The organism is Rothia amarae (assembly GCF_042677725.1).
Classification (GTDB): Bacteria; Actinomycetota; Actinomycetes; order Actinomycetales; family Micrococcaceae; genus Rothia; species Rothia amarae.
The window spans coordinates 107,897-133,816 of record NZ_JBHUCN010000014.1 but is presented as its reverse complement, the minus strand read 5'-3'; the positions used below and the strand labels follow the sequence as shown (position 1 = coordinate 133,816).

The following is a 25,920-nucleotide window of genomic DNA, read 5'->3' as shown; positions in this document are numbered from 1 at the left end:
TTGACCTCAACCAGAACGGTGTATTTGGCATAAGCGCCTTCGGTGGTTTAGTCGGCTTTGCCGAAAACAGGGTTGTGAACTTCACCCAGGTTGATGTGGACGGCTTGCTGGTCGGTATAGAAATCGATGGAGCGGTAGCCACCTTCGTGCCCGAGCCCGGATGCCTTCACTCCGCCAAAGGGGGTGCGCAAATCACGAACGTTGTTGGAGTTCAGCCATACCATGCCCGCTTCTACTGCCTGGGAGAAGTTGTGGGCACGCTGCAGATTAGAAGTCCAGATGTATGCTGCCAATCCGTATTTGGTGTTATTGGCAAGTTCGAGTGCTTCTTCTTCGGTATCGAAAGGAGTAATGGCTACTACAGGACCAAATATTTCTTCTTGGAAGATACGAGCGTCGGGAGCGACGTCGGCAAATACAGTGGGCTGCACAAAGTTGCCCTCGGGGAACTCTTCGGGGCGTCCGCCACCGGCAACCAGTCGGCCTTCTTCCTTGCCGAGTTCGACATAACTCATCACTTTTTCGAAGTGCTCGGGGTGCACCAGCGCCCCGACTTCGGTTTTCGGATCCGAGGGAAGACCTACCTTAACTCGTTTAGCCTGAGCCGCATAGCGCTCAACGAATTCATCGTAAATTCCACGCTGGACGATAATGCGTGAACCGGCAGTGCAACGCTCGCCGTTCAAAGAGAACACACCAAAGATGGTGGCGTTGACGGCGGTTTCCAGGTCGGCGTCGTCAAAGACTACAACCGGTGACTTGCCGCCGAGCTCCATGGAAAGACCCTTGAGAAAGGGTGCTGAATTTCCAAAGATAATCTGGCCGGTCTTGGACTCGCCGGTGAAGGAAATCAGAGGAACGTCAGGATGCTTCACCAGCGAATCGCCTGCGGTCTCGCCAAACCCGTTCACCAGGTTGAACACGCCTTGGGGCAAGCCTGCTTCTTCAAAAATGCCTGCCCACAGTGATGCCGAAAGCGGTGTGAATTCAGCAGGCTTGAGCACAACGGTGTTGCCGGTGGCCAACGCAGGGGCCAGTTTCCAGGATTCCAACATGAACGGCGTATTCCAGGGGGTAATCAAACCCGCAACGCCAATAGGCTTACGGTTGACATAGTTAATCTGCCGCCCCGGTACCTTGAAGGTGTCATCTGACTGAGCCACAATCAAATCTGCAAAGAAGCGGAAATTCTCTGCGGCGCGTTGCGCCTGGCCCTTCGCCTGAGTGATAGGCAAACCCGAATCATAGGATTCCATTTCGGCAAGAACTTGCTCACGGGACTCCACGATGTCTGCGATTTTGGTCAGAATGCGAGCGCGTTCGCGAGGTAGCATCGTGGGCCAGGGGCCGTTTTTGAAGGCTTCTTTAGCTGCTTTAACAGCTGCTTCGATGTCTTCTTTTTTGCCGGAGGCTGCTTTGATATAGGGCTTATTGGTGACTGGGTCGAGTACATCGAAGGTATCACCGTCGATTGAATCGACAAATTGCCCGTTGATATAGTGCTGAATCTTCTCTGGCAAGTCAGCGGGCTGTGCAGCTTTGCGATCAGTGATGGTTTCGGTGGTCATCGTCAAACTCCTTCGTTTGTTCTGAATCTAGAGGGTTCGGTGGGTCTTCCAGTGGTTAGTAAGGTACGTTTCTAAGGTAGCGGTGCGGTGTGCTCGCACAGCTTCTTCAATGCCTCGCCCCGTAGAACTAGTCTCAATGAGATCGAGTAATTGATAGTGCTCTGCAACTGATTCTCTAGCCCTGTTTGGCACAAATGAAAACGATGAAGTTCTAATATTGTTCAACCGTTCCCACTCAGAATCTGCAAGCTCGCTGAGTCGGTGGTTGGGGCATTTGGAGTAGAGAATTTGGTGAAATTCTTGATTTTTCTGGGTGAAGGTTTTGGGGTCAAAATTTGCCAGTGATTGCTCCATTTCCCGATTGATGGATCGTGCTACTGCGAGATCCCGGTCGGTAAGGTAGGCGAAGGACAACGCGGTTGCCGCTCCTTCCAGCACGCCGAGGGTTTCCATAATCACTCGGTATTCTGATTCATCAACCATCGCAACGCTGGCTCCGACGTTGCGCTCAAAATTTACGATCCCTTCAGCTTCTAAACGGCGTACGGCTTCTCGTACCGGCACAACGGACATATCGAGGTTTGTGGCAATAGTGGAAAGAACCAGTCTGTAGCCAGGGGTGAACTCTCCGCTGGTAATTCGTTCTTTAATCCACAGATATGCCAGTTGTGCTTTGGAAAGCTCGGTACTTGTGGTGGTCAGGGGTGGCGTGTTCGTCATAGGGGAGAAAATCTTTCGGCTTTGTCTTCAGCTAGTGGACGGGATTTTCTTTGAGCCACTGCTGATATTTTTCTTTCCATTCTCTTACAGGGGGAAAGAGTCCATCGACGGGGTAGCCTTCGGCTACGCGCTCAGCTACCCAGGAATCTTGGTGTTCTTTGGCTTGGGCGTCGTGTGCGACTTCATCGACCAGTTCGAGGGGAATGACGATGACGCCGTCGTCGTCACCTACGATGACGTCGCCAGGGAGCACGGTCGCGTTGCCGCATGCCACAGCTACATCAGACTCCCACGGTACGTGCTTACGCCCAAGAACCGCAGGGTGTGCACCCTGGGTAAAAACGGGTAGTCCAATCTCTTGAACTGCTGAGTAGTCTCGAACCCCGCCGTCGGTAACAACACCTGCGGCCCCGTTGTTTTTGGCGCGCAGGGCGAGGATATCTCCGAGCGTTCCCGAACCAGATTCCCCACGTGCTTCGATGACAATGACCTCACCATCTTTGACCGCATCAAAGCATTGCTTTTGGGCGTTGAATCCCCCGCCGTGCTTCTTAAAGAGGTCTTCGCGGTTGGGCACAAAACGCAGGGTTTTAGCTGTACCTACCATTTTGGTGCCGGGAGTCTGAGGGTAGACCCCTTCAATGACGACATTGTTCAGACCGCGCTGGCGCAACTGGGCAGAGAGCCCGGCGGTGGGGATTGTTTCCAAAAGTGCGCGGGTCTCTGCGGTAAGGGATGGTTTAGGGGGTAATCCTGCTTCTTCACGAGAGCCCCAGGCTTCTTCAATCTGAGTTTCATGAGTAGAGGGTAAGGTTCCGATCGCGGAATCAAAGTTGCCTGCTCCTGCGACCACCTGTGTTTTTAGCTTGCCGCTGGTGAGGTTGCCGTTGGCTGCAGGGGCATCGACTTCAATTTCTACGGTATCGCCAGGGGCAATCACCGAAGATTTGGCAGGTGTGCCGGTGAGGATAATATCGCCGGGTTCCAGAGTCATATGTTGAGAGAGGTCAGCGACGAACTGGGGAAGCGAAAAAATCATGTGCTCGTCTTCAGTGGTGTCTTCTTGGCGAAGTTCACCGTTAACCCAGGTACGAATCCGCAGCTCATCTGGGCGGACTGCTGATGCCTCTATCAGTTCAGGGCCAATCGGGGTGTACCCATCGCGACCTTTGGAGCGGACATTTGATCCTTTATCCGCGGCACGATAGTCATAGATACCTAGATCGTTAGCGGCGGTGACATATCCTACGTGGCTCCAGGCGTCTTCCAGCGAGACCCGGTGAGCTACCTTACCGATGATAAGAGCGATTTCCCCTTCAAAGGCAAGCAGTTCCGTTCCCGCGGGGCGCTCTACAGAAGACCCAGAAAATGAGAGTGAGCTCGTTGGTTTGAAAAAGTAGGAAGGTTGTTGAGGACGCCGACCGCGCTGTTGGGCGCGGGACTCATATGCCACGTGCACCGCAATGATTTTGCCGGTTTCTTGTTGAAATTTTTGCTGATTAATCTCGACCATTTTGTGAGCCTTATCATGAAATCTCTTGGAATCTTATTTGAAATCGTATATTATCCAAACAAGGTTAGCAAGTAGTGTACGTCACAAATCATGAGTGCGCTTCAGCCCCACACACAAGGAGGTATCGTGGCCGCATACCATGATCCGACAACCACCACAGCCGCTTTACGGACTGTAGCTCAGCGCAAAGAACAACGCCGTGTCGTGGCGGGAACTGTCATTGGCACCAGCATCGAATGGTACGACTACTTTCTCTACGCCTCTGCTGCCGGCCTAGTTTTCACAACCCTCTTTCTCGAACCCCTTGGTCCACAGGCTGCTACACTTCTTGCTTTCGCCACCGTGGGTTTGAGTTTTCTTTTTCGCCCCCTAGGCGCGTTTCTCGCTGGCCATTTTGGCGATAAGTTCGGCCGCAAAATAGTACTGATGCAATCAGTCTCATCTCAATTCTTCTTCTCAGAGATCGCTCGGGTATTCCCCTTGGTCTTGCGCACGAGCAGGTGCAGGCTCAATCACCTTTCATCTTTCACCAGAAGAACCATTCCAATCCGATCCTCAACCACTAACCGATTCACCAGCCCCTTCTAACTGAGCGATGTCACCGTCGCCACCGCTCAAAGACGATCCACTAAACAAAGGAGTAACCGTGCATTTTCACCACAACGGATACGTTTCAATAGACCCGCGCGTCGAATTTCCTGCAGGATATGGAGAGAACCGCTCCGAAGAACTCCCTGATGAAATGGATGTTCTGATTGTGGGCTCTGGCCCTGCGGGCATGATTGCAGCAGCACAGCTTTCTCAGTTTCCTGACATCAATACCCGCCTGATTGAGCGACGGGACGGACGCCTACCCCTGGGCCAAGCAGACGGCATTCAGGCACGCTCCGTAGAAACTTTCCAGGCCTTTGAATTTGCCGAAGAACTCATCCGTGAGGCATACCATCTCACCGAAATGTGCTTCTGGAAACCGGATCCGCAAAACCCCCAGAACATTATTCGGACCGCCCGAACCCCCGATGATCCCAACAATATATCTGAGTTCCCCCACCTCATCGTGAACCAGGCACGAGTATTGGATTACTTTAGAGAGTTTGCCGAACGCTCTCCGGGGCGTATCACCCCCGACTATGGAATTGAGTTCCTCTCCTTAGACATTGACAAAGATGGCACCAACGAATACCCCGTCTCAGTGCATCTTCGGTACGTCGCCGGTGAACGAGCAGGCGAAGAACGCACCGTTTGCGCTAAATATGTAGTGGGTTGCGACGGCGCCCGTAGCGGCGTCCGTAAATCAATCGGACGAACGCTCACCGGCATGTCTGCTAACCACGCCTGGGGCGTCATGGACGTTCTAGCAAATACAGACTTTCCCGATATGCACACCAAATGTGCCATCAGCTCCAAGCACGGATCGATTCTCCATATTCCTCGTGAAGGCGGGCATCTGGTACGCATGTATATCGACCTCGGCGAAGTACCCGAAGACGATAACCACCGCGTCCGAGAAACCACCATCGAACAGATTATCGATCGGGCCAACGCGATTCTCACCCCCTACTCTTTGGACGTCAAGCAGGTTGCCTGGCATTCGGTGTACGAGGTGGGGCACCGCCTCACTGACCACTTTGATGACGTCAACCCGGACGACCGCGGGGCGGTGTGCCCGCGTGTCTTTATTACAGGAGATGCCTGCCATACCCACTCTGCCAAAGCTGGTCAGGGAATGAACGTTTCGATGCAAGACGGCTGGAATATCGCTTGGAAGTTGGGTCAGGTTCTTTCGGGGCGAGCTCCATCTTCTCTTCTCGATACCTATTCGGGCGAGCGCCAGGAAATCGCTAAGAACCTGATTGATTTCGATAAAGAGTGGTCCACTCTGATGGCAACTCCTGCCGATCAGTTACCCGATCCAGCGTATCTGGAAAATTTTTACGTCAAGACGGCGGAATTCCCCGCAGGCTTTATGACCGAATATCAACCGTCGATGATTACCTCGACCGCTGAGCATCAAAATCTTGCTACCGGCTTCCCTATCGGTAAGCGATTCCGGTCCGCGGAAGTCATGCGCCGGCTAGATGCCTATGTCCGCCATCTGGGACATGAACATAAAGCCGACGGTCGTTATCGGCTCTATGTCTTTGCTGATGATGCACCGGTGCAGGAAAAGTCCACGGTAGATGCTCTTGCAGAGAAGCTACTTCATGATCCCCGCTCCCCCTTCGTGCAGTTCCGCAAAGAAGGCGATGATATTTCAACCCTGATAGAACCTAACGTTATCTATCAGAGCGAGTACACCACTTTCACTTGTCCAGAAGTACCAGAAATTTTCCGCCCTCCGGTAGGCGAGCTGGGTCTGGATTACTGGGAGAAAATTTACTCGGTTATTCCTGAAAATAATATTTTTGACCTTCGCGGCATTAGCAAGGACGGCGCCGTCGTGATTGTTCGCCCCGATCAATATGTTGCTGCCGTTCTACCGCTCAATGATTTCGAGGGGATTTGCGCTTACTTTGAGGGAGCATTAGCGCCCGTCAAGTAAATCCATTTTCGTAAAAGGTAAAGGCGGCTGGTTTCGAAAGGAACCAGCCGCCTTTTGCTATTCCACTTTATTGCCCGTCGAGGATTCGTTTACGAAATGCGGCGGGACTTTCCCCGAATTCCTGCTTAAACGCCTTGCTCACATACGCAGAATCATGGAGGCCATACCGCGCGCTAATGGTGTGAATTGGTTCGTGACCGAGCAGAGGGTTGCTGAGATCTTCCCGGATTGCATTCAGACGGCGCCGGCGAATATAAGAGGAAACCGTCAGCTGCCTCTCCGAGAAACGAGTATGCAACTGCCTCAGGGAAATAAAGAGTGCCTGGGCTACTGTGGTGGGGTTGAGATTTTCGTCGTCCAGGTGGGCATCTATATATGAGACGGCGCGGTGAAAAATGATCGTGCCGCCGGTGTCTCCTGCCGTTTCCCTTGATTCTGCGGAGAGGACGGTGACGAGGATATCGAGGGCGGATTTCACTAACGCGAGGGCGTGAGGACCCGACAGCATCTGCATATTTTGCGCGAGCTGTTCAAAAAGGGGTACAGCGACCCGCCCCAGCCCGCTGTTCCTGCTCACCGGTGTTGCTGTTATGAGGTTGATATGGTCCGGGCTCATTTGCATCATCCGTAAAGGGAAGATAATGACGAGACTTGCCTGCTCGGAAGGATAGATTAGCTCATAGGGTCGTTGGGTCACATAAATTCCCAAGTCACCGGGCACTAATGTACAACTTCGCCCGTCCTGAATAAGTTGGCACTCACCGCGTAACTGAAGGGACATTTTGCAGAAAGGTTCTTGGGTGTCGTCAATGAGCGAAGAATCTCGCAAGACCTGATGGGCGCTGGTTTCCATATCGTAGAGATGAACATTATCGAGCTGGACTTCAGTTATTTTCGCCTGAAATTCATCAGGACGGTCAGCAAATATATGGAGGGGGGCAAAAGATTTTGAAACTGCCGCCCGCCATTCTTCGAGGTTCACATGCTCTCCTTTCCTGACCGAATGTTCATTCGAATATCTTACACTTCTTATCACCTCATGAGTGATTCAGCACACACTTAAAACCAAACGCTCTGCACGTTCAGACAACATCAACACTGGGTTTCTCCACGACAATCAGTCTAAGTAATAGATTCAAGGAGAAAACATGTCAGCACTTCCCACCACCTTTGAGGACCTCCTCGAAGCAATCGGCGCAAACGATTCAGCAGGAACACCCATTAGCAATCCATCCACCGACGAAACCGTAGGATACGTGAGCGTCAAAAACCTAGATGAGCTCAACTCCACCGTAGAGCGCGCGAAGACGGCACAGAAAGAGTGGGCGAAAGTCTCGCATTCCGATCGTCAGGATTACCTCAACAAAGCCGCAGACGCCATCGAAGCAGTAGCAGAGCCCCTCGCCCAGCTCCTCTCCCGCGAACAGGGCAAACCGCTCAACGGGCCCAACGCCCGCTTTGAAGTGGGTGCCTGTGTAGCCTGGCTTCGCACCACTGCAGCCCTAGAACTAGCCCCAGAAGTACTTGTGGACGACGGGCAAACATACGCCACCATGGAATACCGCCCCCTCGGCGTCGTCGGTGCAATCGGGCCGTGGAACTGGCCCATGATGATTACTATGTGGCAGATTGCACCTTCTCTTCGCATGGGTAACACTATCGTTGTGAAGCCATCGCCTTACACACCGCTCAGTGTTCTGGCGCTAACCTATGTCATGAATTCGGTGCTCCCAGAACATATCCTTCAGACTCTGCTCACCGATGATGAGGCCACCGTAGCCATCACCAAGCACCCCGATATTCGAAAAATTATGTTCACCGGCTCCACTGCTACCGGCAAGAAAATCATGGCTGCAGCTTCCGGCACGGTTAAGCGGGTCACGCTGGAACTCGGCGGCAACGACGCCGGTATCATCCTCGATGATTTTGATGTAAAAGAGCACGCTGAAACTCTCTTCTGGGGCGCGTTCTTGAATAATGGTCAGACCTGTGCAGCGCTCAAACGCCTGTACGTACCAGATGCTCTCTACGAAGAGGTCTGCCAGGCCCTTACCGACGTCGCACAGAAAATGCCGATGGGCGATGGTCTTGATGAAAACAACGTACTGGGCCCCTTGCAGAACCAAATGCAGTTCAAGATTGTGGACGACCTCGTCAAGTCAGCATGCGACTCAGGAGCACGTGTTTTGATGGGAGCCAACCCGGACTACGATGCACCAGGTAACTTTTACCCCACCACCCTGATTGCAGATATTGACCCCGACCATCCGCTGGTGGTCGAAGAGCAATTTGGTCCTGTTCTACCAATTATTCGATACAGCGACCTCGACTGGGCGATCGAAGAAGCGAACAAACTTGAAGTAGGTTTGGGTAGCTCCATCTGGTCTTCTGACCGGCAACGCGCTCGCGAAGTAGCAGCTCAACTAGAAGCAGGTTCAACCTGGATTAACGATCACGGAGCAATCGATCCGCGAGTACCTTTCGGTGGCATCAAACAATCCGGATTCGGTGTTGAATTCGGGCTCGAAGGCTTGAAGCAACTGGGTGTCCCCCACATTATCAACGGCTAAATAAATAACTCAGAGAGCCAATTGAGCAAAGATGCTTGGTTGGCTCTCTGGGCATTAAGGAGAATTCATGAAATATCTAGTTATTGGTGCAGGTTCGGCAGGTAACGTGATGGCACGTAGGCTGTTGGACGCCGTCTTCACGTGCCGCGAGGCAAAGTCATGGGCGGTTCGCATGCGTTGAATGCATGTATTTGGGTGCGCGGAGCACGAGAAGACTACGATAACTGGAGTTATAACGGTTGCCCCGGTTGGAGCTGGGATGAAGTACTCCCCTATTTCAAAAAGATTGAAAAATTTGACGGAGAACTCAACGAGACCCGTTCCGATGAAGGTCTGCTCGATGTCTGCTCCACCTACCCACGGCACGATTTACAAGAATCGATGGTGCAGGCGGCGGTTGAGGCAGGATTCCCGCTGAATAAAGATTACAACAGCGGAAATCCAGAAGGCATCTCCCGTATGCAGCTAAATATTCGAGATTTACATCGATTCAGTACGTTCCGCGCCTACATCCTGCCGGTCAAGAACCATAAGAATCTCACGATTCTCACCGGGCACCGAGTTACCCGCCTTCTCTTCGAAGGTACTCAGGTAACGGGTGCACAATTTTTGAAGCAGGACGGCGCTGTTCAAGATATTTTTGCCGGTGCCACGATTCTCTGCGCGGGGGCTCTAGGGTCTCCAGAAATACTCTTGCGCTCCGGCATCGGACCCGCACATGAATTAACAGAACTGGGAATTGAGGTAATTGCCGATGTGCCCGGCGTAGGAAAGAACCTGCACGATCACATGCTAGCCCCCGTCATTTTTACCACCACACAAGAAATCAGTGTGCCTGAGGCCGCACCCGCGCAAACTCATCTGTTTGCAAAGAGCACTGCTGACCAGCTCGTACCTGATACCCAGCCCATCTTTTTCAGCAACCCCATGTATTCACAAGGGTATCCAGGTGACATGACCGGTCCTGACCAAGCATTTACTCTGATGGCAGGTATTGTTCGCCCGCAAAGTCGAGGCGAGCTCACCCTCACAGGCGCTGATATTTCAGACCCTATTTCCTTAGACTTGGCGGCACTCGAAGAACAAACCGATGCGGACGCTCTTGTTGCTTCCCTCAAGCATTGCCGCACTATTGGACGCCAGGCTGCTCTCGCTGAGGAATGGGGTGCTGAAGAAATTTGGCCCGGTCCTCAGGTAACTACAGACGAGGAACTTGAAGAATACGCTCGAAATTCAGTAGTGACCTATCACCACCAGGTAGGAACCTGCGCTATGGGCCAGTCGGCTCAGTCCGTTACCAATCCCCGTACCCTAGAAGTTTATAAAGTCAGCGGTCTATATGTTGCGGATGCTTCGGTGATGCCCACGGTACCCACCGGCAACACCAACGCTCCGAGCATCATGATTGCAGAGCGAGCAGCAGACTTCATCCTCAGTCCAAAGGAATCCTAGCTACAGCCGAAATTAAAAGAAGCGAGATGGAAAATATTCCATCTCGCTTCTTCTTAGAGAGTCTCTAAAAGCGCTTGAACTATTGGAAAATCTGCAGGAATCCAGTCCAATTCCAGCAGCGTTTCGTCGAGATTTACCCAACGTAACTCACTGTGGTCCTGTAAAGGTTGCGGATTCCCAGCAGAAATTTCTGATGTCCACACGCGCATCGCTGCCCGGTCGTTGAGCTGCCATCCTTGCATAAGCGGACCGGATATCTCCTGCCCCAGGATAGATTCAATCCCTAATTCCTCGGATAACTCTCGTTGCAAAGCCTGTTCACAGGTCTCCTCCGGCTCAACCTTTCCACCGGGGAATTCCCATAGCCCGGCTAACGCCTCGGGCGCACTTCGGCGGGCAACTAAAATTTGCCGGGGTCCATCCAAAGAATCAACGATGGCAGCTCCTACAACCTGAACCGCAAAATCACTCGATTCGGTGGGGTAATCACTCATGAGCCGATCCGCTGTTGATTGCCCGTGCTGAAGCATAGAGGCAAATAGCCGCTGCCGTACTCACGTTCAAAGACTCAGCAGAACCGTGAACAGGTACCACAACCTTTGCCTGAGCGACTGCCTTCTCTTCGCGAGTCAGCCCCTGGGCTTCATTGCCAAAGAGCCACATAGTACGCTGCGCTAAATCGAATTTGGGCTTGCGTTCTAGCTCAATTCCTAGCCGTTGTGCCACAGCGGCGTCGGCTAAATCGTCCAAGCTAACATTTCCGTAGCCGTCGGCAGCAAGTACGCCGATTCCCTGTGCTTTTGCGTCTTCTGCAAATTCTTCGAGATCGATTCCCTGCAAGATAGGCACATGGAAAATCGAGCCGACCGTAGAGCGGACGGTCTTCGGATTGTACAAGTCAACCGAGCCCTTAGTTGTCAGTACTAAATCGGCGCCGGCAGCATCTGCTACGCGCAAAATAGTACCGGCATTTCCCGGATCCTGAACACGAGTCAGGACGGCGATAAGGCGCGGGTTAATAGCGTCTGCGCCGAAAATATCGGCCTCAGTAATATCCAGTTTAAATGAAACAGCAATAATCCCCTGAGGAGTTACAGACTCCGCCATGGAGTCCAAAACCTCTTCGGTGACCATACGCATGAACACTTTTCGACCCTGTTCGGGGGTAGGAGTACCGTGAGCGGCCTCCAGCAAATCTACAATATCTTCGTGGCGATCGAATGCAGCCTCGGTGATGTAGACGGCGTCAAGAATCGGACGCTCGTCCAGGTGAAACTTCAGAGCTTCACGAACAGCTTGCGGGCCTTCCACCAAGAACTGGTTCTTCTTGGCGCGGCCTCGACGGCTGGCGAGGTTGGCAATATCCTTCACACGATCAGCGTGAGGATTTTCCATAATGACGGGGGTGCATAGGCGTTCTCTAAATTCCACAATCTCTACTGTACCGGAGTTATGTTTATCGCGGTTGGCTTAGTGTTCTTGCATACTCCAGGTACGATAATCTAGCTCTCCCACCGCAAATCGATGGGCAGGTGATAAGTCCTGCGGGAGCAGATCAATTGCAGGCACGCTAAAAATGATTTTCTGCCCGCGGTATCTCGAATTCAGCGTTTGTTCTAATGCATCTGGCTCCATCTGATAGTTGAAGCCGCGATATTTAATCTTGCCGCAATCGGTGGTGTGAAAATATATCGTTGCTTGACGTTGCGAGGAATCACTTTCAGATTTAAACACAGAGGTTTCGCTAGCGGCAAGCAAAAAAGTGCCGCTCTCCCCCGACGGGAAAGCGGCACTTTCAAAAGATATATCAGGTAAATAGCCTCAAATATCCAGCTCGGCTGAAATTATGCAGCCTTGGGAGCTGAAGTATCAGCAGGCAAGTTGTCCTTAGCAATCTTAACGAGAGCTGAGAATGCAGCAGGCTCGCTCACAGCAAGTTCAGCTAGCATACGGCGATCAACCTCAACCTCAGCAGCCTTCAGGCCCTGGATGAAACGGTTGTAGGTCAGACCTTCTGCGCGTGCAGCTGCGTTGATGCGCTGAATCCAAAGACGGCGGAAATCGCCCTTCTTCTTGCGGCGGTGATCGTAGCTGTATACGAGCGAGTGAATGACCTGCTCTTTAGCCTTACGGTACAAGCGTGAACGCTGTCCACGGTAGCCGGATGCTCGTTCGAGGATTACTCGACGCTTCTTGTGCGCGTTGACCGCGCGCTTCACACGTGCCACGTGTGTCTCCTTCGTCTTAATGTCCTGGCCGATCTCAAAATTATCGGCGAGGAGCGAGTTCTAAAAAGTTTTTTCAAGCCCGTCTATAGGGCACAGTCCTAGAAAAGGGTGAGCTTACTTGCCCAGCATCTTCTTGATGACCTTAGCCTGACCACCCTCAACAATCTGGTCAGATGCCAGACGGCGGGTAAGACGTGAGGACTTGTGCTCTAGGTAGTGACGACGGTTCGCCTGCTGGCGCTTTACCTTGCCAGTACCGGTGAGCTTGAAGCGCTTTTTAGCACCAGAGTGGGTCTTCTGCTTCGGCATAGCTGCCGTTCTCCTTACGTTCTGCTTCTCATCTTTCAATGAGAAGAACTCTGTGAGCGAATTGGATTCGCAATTGCGAGGTGGATTCACGCCCTATGGAAACATATGGGTCGTGCAACCAGAACCAACTGCCTCACTCTAGTGGAGCGAGGAGTTTGGTGTCCATTGAACCGCCTATTTCGTGCCCAGAATTACTCTGAGTCAGCCTGCTTAGCCATGTTCTTGAGCTCTTCAGGCATAGCACCTGCAACAGAGTTCGAGACCTCGGTAGCATTCTGAGTGTCAACGCGTTCGCGACCCTTGCGGCCACCGGAACGCTGCTTAGGCTGAGATTCCTTGCGAGCTTCCGCTTTGCCGCGGAGAGGAGCAAGAACCATCACCATATTGCGACCATCAACACGAGGGCTGGACTCTACGGTACCAACCTCTGCCAAGTCAGCCGCCATGCGTTCCAGTAAACGCACACCCATCTCGGGGCGCTGCTGTTCACGACCACGGAATTGGATCATAGCCTTGACTTTGTCACCACCGGTCAAGAAACGACGCGCGTGTCCGACCTTGGTTTCGTAGTCATGGGTATCAATCTTTAGACGGAAACGGATTTCCTTCAAAGAAGCGTTAACCTGCTTCTTACGGGATTCACGTGCTTTAACTGCGGCTTCGTACTTGTACTTACCGAAGTCCATGAGCTTGCATACCGGCGGTTTAGCCGAGGGGGCAACCTCAACCAGATCCAAATCAGATTCCTGCGCTAGTCGCAAAGCATCTTCAACTCGGACAATGCCAACCTGTTCGCCGCCGGGTCCAACAAGTCGAACTTCCGGCACACGAATACGTTCATTGATGCGTGGATCGCTAATGAGTAGCTCCTGTAGCTCAGTGGGTTTCCCCGTGAATAAAATCGTTAGCTCATCGGGGCATAAAAAATGCCTTCGATGCGCGCGCAAACGAAGGCATACCTCAAACAGGATTCACTGGAATCCGTGGCAATACCCGACAACCTGATCACTGGATGAATGCGGTTGATGCGGGTGGGAGATACCTCCGCTTGCAAACTTATATAGAGTTTACTCGGATATGCCCGGATTTTCAACGATTGTGACCAAGATTGGTCTCAGACTCTCGTCAGTTTTCAAGCTTTTGCCCGATCCGATACCGCGTTCCGAATTAGAGTATGAGATTCTGAATACATGACTGAAAACAATTCTTTCCGATTCGCCGATGAATCCGGCGAGCCAGCACCTGACCATGAGATTTCCCAGGGACAGATTGACGCCGTCAACGCACAAATGCGAGATATCGCAGATGTGCCAGCGGTAGAAATCATCACCACCGCAGCCGTGCACCTCATGAGCGCGGCAGCCGTTAAATGTGGTTTGGCAGCTGAAGAAAATGCAGCCGAACTCAAAGACCTAGATGAAGCACGCAAGCTCATTACCGCATTGGCTGGGTTCGTCACCGCGGCAGCACCGGAAATTGGCTCACAGCATGCTGGTCCCCTGCGTGATGGGCTGCGCACCCTGCAGCTCGCCTTCCGTGAAGCTTCCTTTGAACCCGATGCACCCGGGCAGGGCCCCGGAGAGAAATTCACCGGTCCAGTTTTCTAGAGACCCGAGCCTCCCACAAAATAGTTCAGGGAAAGCGTCTTATTTTGAGACGCTTTCCCTGAACTCTCGCTAAACCAGGTTACTGGGAAGTCAACGAAAGTTGCACAGAATCTATTGCTTCGGACAGTTCCCTATGAGATGCCAGTCGTTGCTGGAAAACCTGGATTGCTGTGTTGAGTTGTTCTTGGTTCAGACCGGGTACTAACACCAAAGTGATGTTGAGTTCAGGACCCGGGCCGCCACCGGCAAGCTGCTTTCCTTCTGCGGACAAACTTGCAACACCGTGGCCGGCAGTAATCCGAACATCAGTAACCACTGCTAAATCAGAGGTAATATCCTTCAGCTGCTTCAAAACTTCTGGGCTCTTATAGGAGGGAACCCACGACTCCCCCTTAGCAATGGCCCACAGCGCCGGACGTCGAACCACAAACGTCATATCACTACCGGGGTTGATGACCAGCATCTGATTCTGATCCTCTACTGCAGATAACGCTGTCTTACGCATATCCGCAGCTACCGGTCGCGCTTTGTCATGCCAGGCTGTTAACGCATCTACGCTCGTGAAGATGGGTAGCGCCTTGCGCCCGTCGGGAGCTTCAATACTAATCAAAGCCATATCTGCCTCCTTATCGGAGATGAGACCTTCATCAGTAATCACAGAATGCGAAACTTCAGCCACCACTGGAGCAAAAACACGAGCTCCCCGTAGAGCATCTACCACGTTTTCTTCAACAATATCTCCCGCAACAAAAGCAGCGAAAGCCTGCTGAACAGTAGACTCTGTGCGTCCTGTATCAGAAGGGTACTGATGCGTATGACTCGTTCCCTCTCCCAGATTGCGCCCGCCCCAGGGCTGACCGGCAGTATCGGTCGACCGGCCCGCACTCGCTAGCTGAGCCACAATGTGGGCGGGAAGTTCACGCGGTTGCTTCTGCGAATCGCCTGATGCGGACCCCGTAGTTTGAGGAAAAGACATAATGACCTTTGAGTAGAAAACGATATGTGCGGCGTGAGCAGAGGTGATTATCCGGCGACTTCGAGCGCTTGTTCCAGAGTGAATTTACCGGCATAGAGCGCTTTACCCATGATGGCACCTTCAACTCCCGAACCAACAAGGCTTCGAAGGGCTCCGATATCGTCCAAGCTAGAGATTCCACCCGAGGCGACAACGGGCTTATCGGTACGCTCTGCAACCTGCTTCAGAAGTTCTAAGTTAGGACCCTTCAAGGTGCCATCTTTGGTCACATCCGTTACCACATAGCGCGCACAACCATCAGCTTCTAAACGATCCAAGACATCCCAGAGATCCCCGCCGTCTTCTGTCCAGCCGCGAGCTGCCAGAGTAGTTCCCCGGACATCCAGGCCTACAGCTATTTTTCCCCCATACTGGCGAATGACGCGCGAAGTCCAGGAAGGATTTTCCAGGGCAGCTGTACCCAGATTTACTCGAGCAGGATTGAGAGAGAGCGCCCGCTCCAAGGATTCGTCGTCCCGAATACCACCGGACATCTCCACCTTGAGATTAACTTTTCGAGCCACTTCGGTGAGAACCTCGATGTTGTTCCCTCTACCAAAGGCAGCGTCCAAGTCCACCAGATGAAGCCACTCTGCGCCTGCATTCTGCCAAGCTAAAGCTGCTTCCACAGGATCTCCATAACCCGTTTCAGAGCCTGCTTCACCTTGAACAAGCCGCACAGCCTGCCCATCTGCCACATCAACTGCGGGCAGCAATTCAAGCCGTTGGGTACTCATAGTCTTGCTCCCACTTTCATTAGTTATAGGTAAAAAGAATAAATCCACCATAGACTGTCAGCGCGATACCCACAATCGCCATAATGAGTTGCACGATGAGGGGAAGTTTTTGCGAACGGAAAGACCAAGCTCCGCCAATAAAGAATGCACCAAACGCCATGAGCAACAGTCCAGAAAGTGAAGTACTCATGCCTTAGAATCCTCCTGCGATAACCGGCCAGTAACTTTTAAAGTTGAAATCCAGTTTCGCAACAGAGCAATACCAGCTTCTGAAGACTTTTCGGGATGAAATTGAGTGGCGCACAACGGACCGTTTTCTACAGCCGCGATAAATCGCGTACCGTGTTCTGCCCAGGTGACTTGAGGCGGGTTCATGGTCTCAGAATTCTGTTCGAATTCCCAATTCTGCACTCCATAAGAATGCACAAAATAGAAGCGCTCATTTTCGATTCCCTGAAAGAGAGTCGAGCCTTCGGCCGGCTCTACGGTATTCCAGCCCATATGGGGGATTACGTCCGCCTTCAGTTTTTCGACGGTTCCAGGCCATTCCCCCATTCCCGCAGTTTCTATCCCGTGTTCTACCCCTTTATCAAAAAAAATTTGTAGTCCTACACATATACCTAAAACGGGACGACCCCCGGCAATTCTGCGACCAATCATACGAGGCGCCTGCACTTGTTGAAGTGCTTTCATCACAGCGTCAAACGCCCCCACGCCTGGAACTACCAGACCATCTGCTCCGAGCACGTCCGCTTCGTCTTTGGACAGGATGACATAAGCTCCAGCTTCCTCTAGTGCTCGCACTGCAGAATGAACATTCCCTGCGCCATAATCAAGCACAACGACGGTAGGACGATTCAGCGGGGCTTTGGAGATGCTTTCTGTAGCTACCATCTAGAGTGCTCCCTTGGTCGATGGAATATCGTGATGACGCGGATCCGATTCGATCGCTTCGCGCAGAGCACGTGCCAGTGCTTTAAACTCTGCCTCCGCGATGTGGTGCGGATCGCGCCCGCCCAGAACGGTCATGTGCAGGCAAATACCAGCATGGCAAGCGATTGCTTCTAAGCAATGGCGAACCATAGAACCGGTGAAATGCCCGCCAATCAGATGAAACTCAAAGCCTGCAGGTTCACCCTGATGCACCAGATAAGGTCTTCCAGAAATATCGACAACGCACTGAGCAAGAGCTTCATCCAATGGAATAGTAGCCATTCCAAAACGGCGGATGCCGGCTTTATTTCCCAGTGCTTCACGCAGAACTTCTCCGAGCACGATGGCAGTGTCTTCCACCGTATGGTGAACATCGATATGGGTATCACCTGTGCATTTAATGGTCATATCGATGAGCGAGTGCTTGGATAGAGCCGTCAGCATATGGTCGTAAAAAGGCACGCTGGTGTCTATGTCAGCTTTTCCCGTTCCATCAAGATTGATAGAAACAGAGACGGACGATTCACTGGTGTGCCGCTCTTGTGAAGCAATGCGTGGACCCAAGCCGGTCGTTGATTCTGCCATTGTTCTCTTTTTCTGGAGAGTATAGGGATAGGACTAGGTTATCGCACCAGCATCTGAAGTGCTGTTTATCTCTGTACCTAGGAGAGTTCTCCGGTGTTACGAAGGTATGTTTCTAGGCTTTCCAGAAAGGCAGAAGTCTCGGATTCGGTGCCTGCGGTCACCCGTAGATGGTGGGCGATGCCGTTATCGCGAACTAGCACACCGTCTTTGAGCAGATACTGCCAGGCTGCTTTTTCATCTTTGAGTCCGCCAAAAAACACGAAGTTTGAATCGGAATCTGCTGGTTCTAATCCGAACTCCCTGAGTTTACGAACGATTCGATCACGTTGAGAGCGGATATCTTCTACATTTTCTAACAGCTGGGTACGATGGCGCAGTGCCGCGAGTGCAGTTGCTTGAGTAACTGCTGAGAGGTGATATGGAAGTCGAACCAGTCGAACGGCATCGCACATAGCCGAAGATGCTGCGAAGTACCCAATTCTTGCGCCTGCCAGGGCAAAGGCTTTACTCATTGTGCGAGAAACGACGAGAAGAGGTCGGTCTTCCAACAGCGTTAGGGCTGTCTGAGAGGGATCTTGGGCAAATTCGGCGTAGGCTTCGTCCACGATGGTGATACCATCATGCTCGCTCATAGCCTCATATACTGCCTCGATAGTCGACAAGTCTAACCCGGTCCCGGTGGGATTGTTAGGCGAACATAAGACTACGAGGTTGGGCTTATGATGTCGAATCTGCTCTACGGCAGATGCAGCAGTCAAGGTAAAATCATCCGCCCGGGAACCAGCAATAAAAGTGGTATTGGTGCCATCCGCAAGTAGGGGATACATAGAATAGGTGGGAACGAAACTCATGACGCTTCTACCGGGTCCACCAAATACCTGGAAAAGCTGCTGCAGAATTTCGTTGGAACCATTGGCAGCCCACAGCTGATTTTCTGTCAATCCGTGCCCTAGATAGGAAGCCAGCTCCTTCCTCAAGGTTGTGAATTCTCGATTTGGATAACGATTGAGTGTCTTCGCTGTTTCAGCCACTTCTCGAGTAATAGCTTCTACAACCTCAACCGGCATAGGGTGCGTATTCTCGTTGACATTCAGGGTGACCGGCACGTCCAACATAGGAGCACCATAGGGAGAACGCCCTCGCAGGTCTTCTCGGAGAGGTAAATTTTCAAGATTTTCCATAGCTTCAGTCACAGCTAAAGTCTAACGAGCTTGACCCATCGATGCTCTTATTTCTCAGCGTATAGAGGAATTTCTAACCGTTGCCCCGCATCGATAGAACTCCCCTTCAAATCATTAATTTCGATGATCTGTTGTACGACGTCGCGAGTATCAGCAGAAGTTTCAACTTCTAACGCAATATCCCATAGAGTTTGCCCACCCTGGACGGTAATTTCCTGCGTAACCACGCTGGAGGCTCCCTCTTTCCCTGCATGAGCTTCTGAAGGGTTAATAAGTGCGATGGCTCCCAGCACTATAAGCGCAGCTAATGTGATCAACGGCAATCCCCTGAAGAGAAGCTTTCCTCGGCGCGTAAGTTTCCAGCGCGGTGAAGGCTTAGAAGAAACCTTTTGTTGCGGACGAATTGGGGTGGAGCGGCGGGTAGAAGTCAATCGTTTGGGTGCCGCATGAGGCGAAAGCGAATATGCGCTCATGTGAACTCTCCTTTTGAGTGATGTGTGAGGCCCTTCGAACATTTGATTCGAATATCTGTTCGAAGGTCGTATATATGTTCTATCAGATAATTCGAACATAGTCGAGATTTATTAGAACAAATGTTTGGTTTTCGATGGGATTTGCATTAAAGTTGAGGGAAAGCACACCCTCTTTCTCGAACATGCAAGTTCTCTACATATTCTGCTGAGGGGGTCTGACAAGATAAGCATCAAGGAGAAACACTGTGAGCGACATCAAGAACCACGCTGACCCGAGCGCAAGCCCCGCAGCGCGCCGTCCGCTCACTGCGCGTCAACAGAAAATCCTCACGGCTATCTCGGAGGAAATCGAAACGCGCGGATACCCTCCTTCTATGCGAGAAATCGGAGACATCGTCGGGCTGGCTTCGCTGTCCTCGGTGACGCACCAGCTCAACCGTCTGGAAGAGTTGGGGTACATCAGACGTGATCCCAAACGACCTCGCGCTCTTGAAATTCTTAACGAGGAAGCTACCGAAGGAAAAACTGCTCCCACTGAATCGTTCGCTCAGCTCATTCAATTACCTCAGTTTGACCAGTCATCTGCCGAGACAGCGACCGTTCCTTTGGTAGGTCGAATCGCCGCTGGTGGCCCCATCACTGCCGAGCAGTCCATTGAAGATGTCATGACTCTCCCCCGCCAAATTGTAGGTAATGGAGAACTCTTCATGTTGCGCGTCAAGGGAGATTCAATGGTAGATGCCGCGATCTGCGATGGTGACTGGGTAGTAGTCCGCACCCAAAATACCGCCAACAATGGCGACATCGTGGCTGCGCTCTTGGACGATGAGGCAACGGTAAAGACGTTTCGCCAGCGAGATGGGCATACCTGGTTGTTGCCACAGAACACTCAATATGAGCCCATTCTTGGAGATCAAGCAACAATCATGGGCAAGGTAGTTTCGGTTCTCAGAAGCCTCTAATATATTTTTCAACCGCACAATGCGGGGCGCGAATTGAGTATTCGCGCCCCGCTTTGAGGTTAAATCAACGGACTTCCCCGTTCATTCCAGAGACTATTCTTTATTCACCGATGCTGCTAATCGTTCCAAAGCACCGATGACAATTTCAGTACGTTGCGTCGTCCAAAACGGCGGTAGCGCTCGCACAATATACGAACCGTAGCGTTGGGTTGCTATGCGTGAATCCAGAACAGCGACGACGCCGCGGTCCCCCACCGAACGAATCAATCGTCCGGCCCCCTGAGCCATGCGGATAGCCGCATGATAAGCAGAAACAGCCATAAAACCGTTTCCGCCATTCTGTGCAACGGCACGGGTGCGTGCGGCAGACAGCGGATCGTCGGGCCGAGGAAACGGAATGCGATCCATCATCACTAGTCGACACGAATCACCGGGTACATCAACGCCTTGCCAGAGGCTCATGGTGCCAAAGAGACAGGAATTAACATCCTCTGAAAATTCTTTCACCAAAGCGCGCAGAGAGGACTCCCCCTGCACCAAAATATTCAAATCGGTATGTTCGCGCACGTACTCTGCAGCTAATTCGGCTGCTCGTTTGGACGAAAATAAACCGAGCGCGCCGCCGCGGGATGCTTCTACTAACTCCACTACTCGCTGGAGCTGTTCTTCGGAAATACCACGCCCAGGTTTGGGCAAGTCGGAGGCTAGATATAGAACTCCCTGTTTGGGGTAATCAAAGGGAGACCCCACGTCGATACCCTCCCAGCGCGGTGCGCCCTGGCCCTGCAACCCGAGGGCGCCTGCAGCAGCATCGAATGACTCACCTACGGTGAGAGTTGCCGAGGTAAGAACCGCAGTTCTACCGTCAAATAATCCTTCGCGTAAGCGCCCCGCTACTGAAAGCGGTGCTACGTTCAAGGTCGCAGGATCAGAATCATCGGCAGCTATGTATCCCCGTCCTGGTTCCCAGGACCCCTGGCGGGATACCCATACCACCTCGTGTTCATCATTGACACCCAGCATTCGTTCGGCAAGTTCTAGCACCTCAGTGACTTTGGCGCGTGCCATCTGTCTGCCAGCGTCCGTATCTTTAGAATCTGACTTGGTGTCAGAAAGGGCCGCGCGAGCAGAATCTCGTACTGCCTGTAGTGCTGATGCAACTCGCGGCGGTAACCCCTTGGGCAGCAATTCGGCAGGCACACCATCGAGAGCCTGGTCCAATGCCCGTCCGGCTTGTTCAAGAGGTTCATGGCTAGCCTTGGTATGCTTGCGAATAGACCTCGCTGCTGAAGAAATCATCAGTGGAGAGAGTGCACCTGTCACCGCGCCGGTCACCCGATCAGCAAGCTCATGGGCCTCATCAATAATCACGACTTCATGCTCGGGCAAAACGCCGATACCTTCAAAAGCGTTAATGGCTAGTAAGGCATGATTGGTAATCACAATGTCGGATTCAGATGCCCGGGCACGAGCTAACTCGCTAAAGCAAGAATCCACCAAAGGACACCGCTTACCTAAGCATTCTGCAGAAGAGACAGAAACCTGCCGCCACGCGCGATCCGATACACCAGGCATCAACTCATCGCGGTCACCGGTATCTGTAGTGTCCACCCATTTCCGCAAACGTAAAATTTCTTCGCCGAGTTTTCCCGTAGAACCCGTGGAAGTATCCATGTCAAAAAGGGTTTCTCCCTCATCTTCGGGATATCCACCTTCTACCTTGTGCAAGCAGGCATAATTATTACGCCCCTTGAGAATAGCAACTTCTGTTTCGCTTTCCGGTTGCCCCTCCACTGACTCTAAGAGTCGAGGAATATCACGGTTAACAATTTGTGATTGCAGCGCGAGCGTTGCAGTTGCCACGATGATGGGTTTATCGCTCGTTTGCGCATAATGAAGCGCAGGCACCAAATATCCTAAGGATTTACCGGTGCCCGTTCCTGCTTGCACCAGCAAGTGCCGATCCATCTCTAAAGCCTGCGCAACATGGGCTGCCATAGTACGCTGTCCCGGGCGGTTTTGCCCGCCGCTGGATGCCACAGCACTATCCAAGAGTTCGAGCACAGGCTGCGCCCCGGGCAGAGTTTCTGGCTCTAACCCGGTGGGCGCGCGCACGTCGCCTTCTCTCTGGTTTGCCAAGGATTCAGATTCGCTCATGCGCGATGAGTCTCCACCGCTCCAGCCTGCTGTGCTGCTTCAATCTCGGGTTGCAGAACCTCTAGAAGGTCTTCCTCTAGATTGTATTCCTGCAGTTCAGAGGCAACTTCCTCTCGCACGAGAGCACGGACGAACGTACCATCGGAGACGAAAGCAGTCTGAAGAATCTCAGCGTCCCATTCGTGCAAGCGGGAAACAATCTCACCGTGTGCATAGGGAATCAGCATATTGAGTTCGATAGAGGGACGCGGAATAGTATCTGCAATGAGCTGCTTAAGCTCTTCTATGCCCTCGCCAGTACGCGCCGAGACTACAACAGTGTTGGATTCTCGCTGGCGTACTCGTTCAATCACAAATGGATCAGCAGCATCAGCCTTATTGAGCGCGATGATTTCAGGAATATCCTGGGCATCGACCTCTGCCATAACCTCACGAACAGCTTTAATCTGCCCCTCAGGGTCAGGGTGAGATGCATCGACCACGTGAACAATGACGTCTGACTCCGCTACCTCTTCCAGAGTAGAGCGGAAAGCTTCCACCAATTGCGTAGGAAGAGAGCGAACGAAACCCACGGTATCGGAGAGCGTATAGCCCACTCCATCGGGGGTCTCTGCCTTGCGGACAGTGGGATCCAGGGTAGCAAACAAGGCGTTCTCAACCAGTACCCCGGCGTCCGTCAGGCGGTTCAAAAGGGAGGATTTACCGGCGTTGGTGTATCCAGCAATAGCAACTGAGGGCACACGGTTACGGCGCCGGTTAAGACGCTTGGTTTCACGGGCAGGTTCCATCGCGGCAATCTCACGGCGCAATTTTGCCATGCGAGCACGCAGACGACGGCGATCCATTTCAATCTTTGTTTCACCGGGGCCACGGGAGCCGATACCTTCGCCACCTGCTGCACGACCGCCAGCCTGACGGGACAGAGAAGCACCCCAGCCGCGCAAGCGAGGCAGCATGTACTCTAGCTGAGCCAGCTCAACCTGGGCTTTACCTTCACGAGATTTAGCATGCTGAGCAAAAATATCTAAAATCAGCGCGGTACGGTCAATAACTTTGACCTTCACAATATCTTCTAGGGCACGACGCTGAGAGGGGGCAAGTTCTGAGTCAACGATGACCGTGTCAGCACCGGTGCTCTGAACGATATCTCGCAACTCCAGTGCTTTGCCCGAGCCCAGGAATGTGCCCGGATCCGGTTTCATGCGTCGCTGAACGATGCCGTCAAGTACTTCCGAACCGGCAGTTTCAGCGAGTGCGGCAAGCTCACGCAAGGAATTCTCGGCGTCGGTAACGGTACCTTCGGTCCAAAGCCCTGCCAGGACTACGCGTTCCAGGCGAAGCTGGCGGTACTCGACTTCGGTGACGTCTTCGAGTTCAGTAGATAGACCAGCTACTCGGCGAAGAGCCCGACGCTCTTCAAGTTCTTCCTGATCGCCATCGAATGAGGAATGTTCTGGCTGGTTGGAGGATAGTTCGCGTGCGCGTTCATCGAGCACCGAGCTTTCCTGAAAATTTTGTGGTGAGCGACCCAAAACGCGGTCAACGGTTTCACGCAGCAGTTCGTCACTGGGAACGTTGGTGGTTTTGGATAACGAATCGTGGTTGCTCATAGTTCCTTTCGTCAGGTGTTCTTTCCATTTTAGTCTCTAAGCGGTGGTTTTGGGTCGCGTGTTTTCTCACAGCGAGGGGACAAAGTTTCAGATGAGAAGATACTTTCCCGTAAAGTATTTTTTATGTCTGTTGAGCATTATTTTTCTTCTGATCCCCAGGGAGATTTCACGCCAAAACAGGTGAGTGTGGAGCTTGCCGGAGAGCGTGTTTCTGTGGTGACTGCCTCGGGGATTTTTAGCCCTGCGGGCATTGATAAAGGCACCGCCATTTTGTTGGCGGAAGCTCCTGAGCCTTCCGGTTCTACCGTCCTCGATATTGGTACCGGCTGGGGCCCTATTTCACTTACCTTGGCGAAAAAACTTCCTCAGGCGAGAGTCATCGGAGTGGAAGTCAACCAACGATCTGCTGAACTAACGAGAATGAATGCTGAGCGGCTAGGGTTGAGCAATATTGAGGTATTCGCGCCTTCAGACGTGCCTGGAGATCTTCAATTTGACACTATTTGGTCGAACCCGCCCATCCGTGTGGGCAAAGATGTGCTCCACGATATTTTACGGACGTGGCTCCCCCGCCTTGCGCCCCAGGGGTGTGCTTATCTGGTGGTACAGAAGAACTTGGGGGCAGACTCTCTGCAAAAATGGATTGCTAAGGAGCTAGATTCGGTGGACGCAGGCACGTTTAAGGTCTCCCGCTACGCTACTGCCAAAGGATTCCGCATCCTCGAAGTCGTAAGGAGCGCTTAGAGAGGAACAACGGGAAAGAGCTATTTTTTGGTGCTCTTCCCCGCTGAAAATTAGAGTGTTATTTTGCCGGTCATTTCTGCAGGACCAGCTAGCACCACATGCTCAAGTTCATCAGGACCGAGCACAAAAGTAATCGCCAATGTGCCGCCTGGGACATGAACCAACCACTCGTCGGGGGCGTCTTCTCCACCCCAGAACCGAGTCGCTGCAGCAGCAGCACACGCCCCGGTTCCGCAGGAAAGGGTTTCGCCCACTCCACGTTCGTGAACACGCATTCTAATGGCACCAACATTCGCCTGACCGGTTTCCGCTTCGGTGTCCTCAATTTCTTCGGGAACAACAAACTCGACGTTAGTGCCGTTAGGCGGAATCGGAGATACGGTGGGAGCAACATCCAAGCCGAGGCCCTCAAGTTTGCCGTCAGAACCCAGCGCAACAACAGTATGAGGATTACCCATGCTGATGGAAACACCGGGACGGTTGGTTTTCAGTCCGCGCGCGCTCACCATGCAGTCGGCACCAGTATCACGAGCGGCGTCGCCGTCGATAAATCCCCAGGGACCCATGTCGATGGCGTAACCCGAATCAGTTCGACCAACCGACTTGACACCGGCTCGGGTACCAATCTGGATTCGTTCACCGACTTCCAGGGAAATCAGGTTCTCCGTCCGCAGATACTCAACGAATGCTCGTACCCCGTTTCCACACATCTCAGAGATTGAACCATCCGAATTGCGATAGTCCATAAACCACTGCTCAGAAGGTGCATCGGCGTCAAAAGTTGTAGCCATCGTGGCGCGAATCAAACCATCGGCACCGATTCCGAAATGGCGATCGCATACCTGCGCCACCACATCCGCATCTATATTGAGAACGCCCTCAGGATCGGTAACAAAAATAAAATCGTTACCGGTACCGTGCCCCTTCGTCAGAGGTACGCTAGTGAGATCTCCCCACTTTTTCTGGTGTGTTCCCACGGATAGTCCTTTCGATAGCGCTGTCTTTTTTAGTATT

Annotated in this window: 26 protein-coding genes and 1 pseudogene; 7 read left to right on the top strand and 20 right to left on the bottom strand. The window is 52.4% G+C overall.

Annotated features, from left to right (window positions below; all coding sequences use genetic code 11):
- Window positions 1–47: 47 nt before the first annotated feature.
- Genes hpaE through ACFR81_RS09575 form a run of 3 tightly spaced genes read right to left on the bottom strand, consistent with a single transcriptional unit; the run spans window position 48 to window position 3,801 of the window.
- Window positions 48–1,568 carry a 5-carboxymethyl-2-hydroxymuconate semialdehyde dehydrogenase gene (gene hpaE, locus ACFR81_RS09585; RefSeq protein ID WP_151146577.1) on the bottom strand — a complete coding sequence of 507 codons (1,521 nt, stop codon included), beginning with the start codon at window positions 1,566–1,568 and terminating at the stop codon, window positions 48–50.
- 27 nt (window positions 1,569–1,595) lie between these two features.
- Window positions 1,596–2,288 (bottom strand): GntR family transcriptional regulator, encoded by a 693-nt coding sequence (locus ACFR81_RS09580; protein WP_151146574.1) that lies wholly within the window; start codon window positions 2,286–2,288, stop codon window positions 1,596–1,598.
- A gap of 31 nt (window positions 2,289–2,319) precedes the next feature.
- Window positions 2,320–3,801, bottom strand: coding sequence for a fumarylacetoacetate hydrolase family protein (locus ACFR81_RS09575; RefSeq protein WP_343875624.1), 1,482 nt, complete (start codon window positions 3,799–3,801; stop codon window positions 2,320–2,322).
- Window positions 3,802–3,891: 90 nt separating this feature from the next.
- Here ACFR81_RS09575 and ACFR81_RS09570 point away from each other — a divergent pair.
- Both ACFR81_RS09570 and ACFR81_RS09565 read left to right on the top strand, forming a co-directional pair.
- Window positions 3,892–4,230 (top strand): annotated as a pseudogene (locus ACFR81_RS09570) (hypothetical protein); the annotation flags it as partial.
- 217 nt (window positions 4,231–4,447) lie between these two features.
- A complete protein-coding gene (locus ACFR81_RS09565) occupies window positions 4,448–6,343 on the top strand; it encodes an FAD-binding monooxygenase (RefSeq protein ID WP_343875626.1) in 1,896 nt (631 codons plus the stop codon).
- 67 nt (window positions 6,344–6,410) lie between these two features.
- Here ACFR81_RS09565 and ACFR81_RS09560 read toward each other — a convergent pair whose 3' ends face one another.
- Window positions 6,411–7,325: an AraC-like ligand-binding domain-containing protein gene (locus ACFR81_RS09560; RefSeq protein WP_151146567.1), complete on the bottom strand. Its 915-nt coding sequence runs from the start codon at window positions 7,323–7,325 to the stop codon at window positions 6,411–6,413.
- Window positions 7,326–7,491: 166 nt separating this feature from the next.
- Between ACFR81_RS09560 and ACFR81_RS09555 the strand changes: the two genes are divergently transcribed.
- Window positions 7,492–8,913 carry an aldehyde dehydrogenase family protein gene (locus ACFR81_RS09555; RefSeq protein ID WP_343875628.1) on the top strand — a complete coding sequence of 474 codons (1,422 nt, stop codon included), beginning with the start codon at window positions 7,492–7,494 and terminating at the stop codon, window positions 8,911–8,913.
- 159 nt (window positions 8,914–9,072) lie between these two features.
- Window positions 9,073–10,365 carry a GMC family oxidoreductase gene (locus ACFR81_RS09550; RefSeq protein WP_343875630.1) on the top strand — a complete coding sequence of 431 codons (1,293 nt, stop codon included), beginning with the start codon at window positions 9,073–9,075 and terminating at the stop codon, window positions 10,363–10,365.
- Between the two features lie 53 nt (window positions 10,366–10,418).
- Here ACFR81_RS09550 and ACFR81_RS09545 read toward each other — a convergent pair whose 3' ends face one another.
- The 6 genes from ACFR81_RS09545 to infC form a co-directional block, all read right to left on the bottom strand.
- Entirely contained in the window at window positions 10,419–10,859 is a 441-nt protein-coding gene (locus ACFR81_RS09545; protein WP_068168068.1) for a (deoxy)nucleoside triphosphate pyrophosphohydrolase, read from the bottom strand.
- Window positions 10,852–11,760, bottom strand: a complete 909-nt coding sequence (locus ACFR81_RS09540) for a TrmH family RNA methyltransferase (protein ID WP_343875765.1) — start codon at window positions 11,758–11,760, stop codon at window positions 10,852–10,854. The genes ACFR81_RS09545 and ACFR81_RS09540 overlap by 8 nt, the downstream gene beginning before the upstream one ends.
- Before the next feature lie 75 nt (window positions 11,761–11,835).
- A complete protein-coding gene (locus tag ACFR81_RS09535) occupies window positions 11,836–12,099 on the bottom strand; it encodes a hypothetical protein (RefSeq protein ID WP_141669314.1) in 264 nt (87 codons plus the stop codon).
- Window positions 12,100–12,209: 110 nt separating this feature from the next.
- Window positions 12,210–12,593, bottom strand: coding sequence for a 50S ribosomal protein L20 (gene rplT, locus ACFR81_RS09530; protein WP_068168058.1), 384 nt, complete (start codon window positions 12,591–12,593; stop codon window positions 12,210–12,212).
- Between the two features lie 114 nt (window positions 12,594–12,707).
- A complete protein-coding gene (gene rpmI / locus ACFR81_RS09525) occupies window positions 12,708–12,902 on the bottom strand; it encodes a 50S ribosomal protein L35 (RefSeq protein WP_068168056.1) in 195 nt (64 codons plus the stop codon).
- A gap of 191 nt (window positions 12,903–13,093) precedes the next feature.
- Window positions 13,094–13,729 carry a translation initiation factor IF-3 gene (gene infC / locus ACFR81_RS09520; RefSeq protein WP_068168053.1) on the bottom strand — a complete coding sequence of 212 codons (636 nt, stop codon included), beginning with the start codon at window positions 13,727–13,729 and terminating at the stop codon, window positions 13,094–13,096.
- Between the two features lie 363 nt (window positions 13,730–14,092).
- Between infC and ACFR81_RS09515 the strand changes: the two genes are divergently transcribed.
- A complete protein-coding gene (locus ACFR81_RS09515; RefSeq protein ID WP_068168047.1) occupies window positions 14,093–14,509 on the top strand; it encodes a DUF1844 domain-containing protein in 417 nt (138 codons plus the stop codon).
- Between the two features lie 79 nt (window positions 14,510–14,588).
- On the opposite strand, the gene ACFR81_RS09510 is transcribed toward ACFR81_RS09515, so the two are convergent.
- The 7 genes from ACFR81_RS09510 to ACFR81_RS09480 form a co-directional block, all read right to left on the bottom strand.
- Window positions 14,589–15,485 carry an SseB family protein gene (locus tag ACFR81_RS09510; protein ID WP_343875637.1) on the bottom strand — a complete coding sequence of 299 codons (897 nt, stop codon included), beginning with the start codon at window positions 15,483–15,485 and terminating at the stop codon, window positions 14,589–14,591.
- Between the two features lie 47 nt (window positions 15,486–15,532).
- Window positions 15,533–16,261 carry a bifunctional 1-(5-phosphoribosyl)-5-((5-phosphoribosylamino)methylideneamino)imidazole-4-carboxamide isomerase/phosphoribosylanthranilate isomerase PriA gene (gene priA / locus ACFR81_RS09505; RefSeq protein ID WP_343875639.1) on the bottom strand — a complete coding sequence of 243 codons (729 nt, stop codon included), beginning with the start codon at window positions 16,259–16,261 and terminating at the stop codon, window positions 15,533–15,535.
- A 19-nt stretch (window positions 16,262–16,280) separates the two neighbouring features.
- A complete protein-coding gene (locus tag ACFR81_RS09500) occupies window positions 16,281–16,451 on the bottom strand; it encodes a hypothetical protein (protein ID WP_186303174.1) in 171 nt (56 codons plus the stop codon).
- The gene (hisH, locus tag ACFR81_RS09495) at window positions 16,448–17,155 is read right to left on the bottom strand and encodes an imidazole glycerol phosphate synthase subunit HisH (RefSeq protein WP_068168038.1); all 708 of its coding nucleotides are present in this window, start codon (window positions 17,153–17,155) and stop codon (window positions 16,448–16,450) included. The genes ACFR81_RS09500 and hisH overlap by 4 nt, the downstream gene beginning before the upstream one ends.
- Window positions 17,156–17,779, bottom strand: coding sequence for an imidazoleglycerol-phosphate dehydratase HisB (gene hisB / locus ACFR81_RS09490; RefSeq protein ID WP_068168034.1), 624 nt, complete (start codon window positions 17,777–17,779; stop codon window positions 17,156–17,158).
- A 77-nt stretch (window positions 17,780–17,856) separates the two neighbouring features.
- A complete protein-coding gene (locus tag ACFR81_RS09485; RefSeq protein ID WP_343875642.1) occupies window positions 17,857–18,972 on the bottom strand; it encodes a histidinol-phosphate transaminase in 1,116 nt (371 codons plus the stop codon).
- A 35-nt stretch (window positions 18,973–19,007) separates the two neighbouring features.
- Window positions 19,008–19,433 carry a LysM peptidoglycan-binding domain-containing protein gene (locus tag ACFR81_RS09480; protein WP_190616848.1) on the bottom strand — a complete coding sequence of 142 codons (426 nt, stop codon included), beginning with the start codon at window positions 19,431–19,433 and terminating at the stop codon, window positions 19,008–19,010.
- A 245-nt stretch (window positions 19,434–19,678) separates the two neighbouring features.
- On the opposite strand from ACFR81_RS09480, the gene lexA reads away from it, so the two are divergent.
- Window positions 19,679–20,395 (top strand): transcriptional repressor LexA, encoded by a 717-nt coding sequence (gene lexA, locus ACFR81_RS09475; RefSeq protein ID WP_068168024.1) that lies wholly within the window; start codon window positions 19,679–19,681, stop codon window positions 20,393–20,395.
- 93 nt (window positions 20,396–20,488) lie between these two features.
- Here lexA and ACFR81_RS09470 read toward each other — a convergent pair whose 3' ends face one another.
- Window positions 20,489–22,552 (bottom strand): ATP-dependent DNA helicase, encoded by a 2,064-nt coding sequence (locus ACFR81_RS09470; protein WP_343875646.1) that lies wholly within the window; start codon window positions 22,550–22,552, stop codon window positions 20,489–20,491.
- Window positions 22,549–24,162: a GTPase HflX gene (gene hflX, locus ACFR81_RS09465; RefSeq protein WP_145174894.1), complete on the bottom strand. Its 1,614-nt coding sequence runs from the start codon at window positions 24,160–24,162 to the stop codon at window positions 22,549–22,551. The genes ACFR81_RS09470 and hflX overlap by 4 nt, the downstream gene beginning before the upstream one ends.
- Before the next feature lie 123 nt (window positions 24,163–24,285).
- On the opposite strand from hflX, the gene ACFR81_RS09460 reads away from it, so the two are divergent.
- Complete coding sequence (locus tag ACFR81_RS09460) at window positions 24,286–24,906, top strand: class I SAM-dependent methyltransferase (RefSeq protein WP_343875647.1); 621 nt, start codon at window positions 24,286–24,288, stop codon at window positions 24,904–24,906.
- A 50-nt stretch (window positions 24,907–24,956) separates the two neighbouring features.
- Here the strand turns inward: ACFR81_RS09460 and dapF are convergent, their stop codons facing one another.
- Complete coding sequence (gene dapF / locus ACFR81_RS09455) at window positions 24,957–25,883, bottom strand: diaminopimelate epimerase (protein WP_068168009.1); 927 nt, start codon at window positions 25,881–25,883, stop codon at window positions 24,957–24,959.
- Window positions 25,884–25,920 lie beyond the last annotated feature (37 nt).

What these genes read in the sequence shown, in the direction of transcription:
- hpaE (WP_151146577.1), bottom strand. Translation starts at nt 1,568, where the DNA reads ATGACCACCGAAACCATCACTGATCGCAAAGCTGCACAGCCCGCTGAC.
- ACFR81_RS09580 (WP_151146574.1), bottom strand. Translation starts at nt 2,288, where the DNA reads ATGACGAACACGCCACCCCTGACCACCACAAGTACCGAGCTTTCCAAA.
- ACFR81_RS09575 (WP_343875624.1), bottom strand. Translation starts at nt 3,801, where the DNA reads ATGGTCGAGATTAATCAGCAAAAATTTCAACAAGAAACCGGCAAAATC.
- ACFR81_RS09555 (WP_343875628.1), top strand. Translation starts at nt 7,492, where the DNA reads ATGTCAGCACTTCCCACCACCTTTGAGGACCTCCTCGAAGCAATCGGC.
- ACFR81_RS09550 (WP_343875630.1), top strand. Translation starts at nt 9,073, where the DNA reads ATGGGCGGTTCGCATGCGTTGAATGCATGTATTTGGGTGCGCGGAGCA.
- ACFR81_RS09545 (WP_068168068.1), bottom strand. Translation starts at nt 10,859, where the DNA reads ATGAGTGATTACCCCACCGAATCGAGTGATTTTGCGGTTCAGGTTGTA.
- ACFR81_RS09540 (WP_343875765.1), bottom strand. Translation starts at nt 11,760, where the DNA reads ATGGAAAATCCTCACGCTGATCGTGTGAAGGATATTGCCAACCTCGCC.
- rpmI (WP_068168056.1), bottom strand. Translation starts at nt 12,902, where the DNA reads ATGCCGAAGCAGAAGACCCACTCTGGTGCTAAAAAGCGCTTCAAGCTC.
- ACFR81_RS09515 (WP_068168047.1), top strand. Translation starts at nt 14,093, where the DNA reads ATGACTGAAAACAATTCTTTCCGATTCGCCGATGAATCCGGCGAGCCA.
- ACFR81_RS09510 (WP_343875637.1), bottom strand. Translation starts at nt 15,485, where the DNA reads ATGTCTTTTCCTCAAACTACGGGGTCCGCATCAGGCGATTCGCAGAAG.
- priA (WP_343875639.1), bottom strand. Translation starts at nt 16,261, where the DNA reads ATGAGTACCCAACGGCTTGAATTGCTGCCCGCAGTTGATGTGGCAGAT.
- ACFR81_RS09500 (WP_186303174.1), bottom strand. Translation starts at nt 16,451, where the DNA reads ATGAGTACTTCACTTTCTGGACTGTTGCTCATGGCGTTTGGTGCATTC.
- hisH (WP_068168038.1), bottom strand. Translation starts at nt 17,155, where the DNA reads ATGGTAGCTACAGAAAGCATCTCCAAAGCCCCGCTGAATCGTCCTACC.
- hisB (WP_068168034.1), bottom strand. Translation starts at nt 17,779, where the DNA reads ATGGCAGAATCAACGACCGGCTTGGGTCCACGCATTGCTTCACAAGAG.
- ACFR81_RS09480 (WP_190616848.1), bottom strand. Translation starts at nt 19,433, where the DNA reads ATGAGCGCATATTCGCTTTCGCCTCATGCGGCACCCAAACGATTGACT.
- ACFR81_RS09470 (WP_343875646.1), bottom strand. Translation starts at nt 22,552, where the DNA reads ATGAGCGAATCTGAATCCTTGGCAAACCAGAGAGAAGGCGACGTGCGC.
- hflX (WP_145174894.1), bottom strand. Translation starts at nt 24,162, where the DNA reads ATGAGCAACCACGATTCGTTATCCAAAACCACCAACGTTCCCAGTGAC.
- ACFR81_RS09460 (WP_343875647.1), top strand. Translation starts at nt 24,286, where the DNA reads ATGTCTGTTGAGCATTATTTTTCTTCTGATCCCCAGGGAGATTTCACG.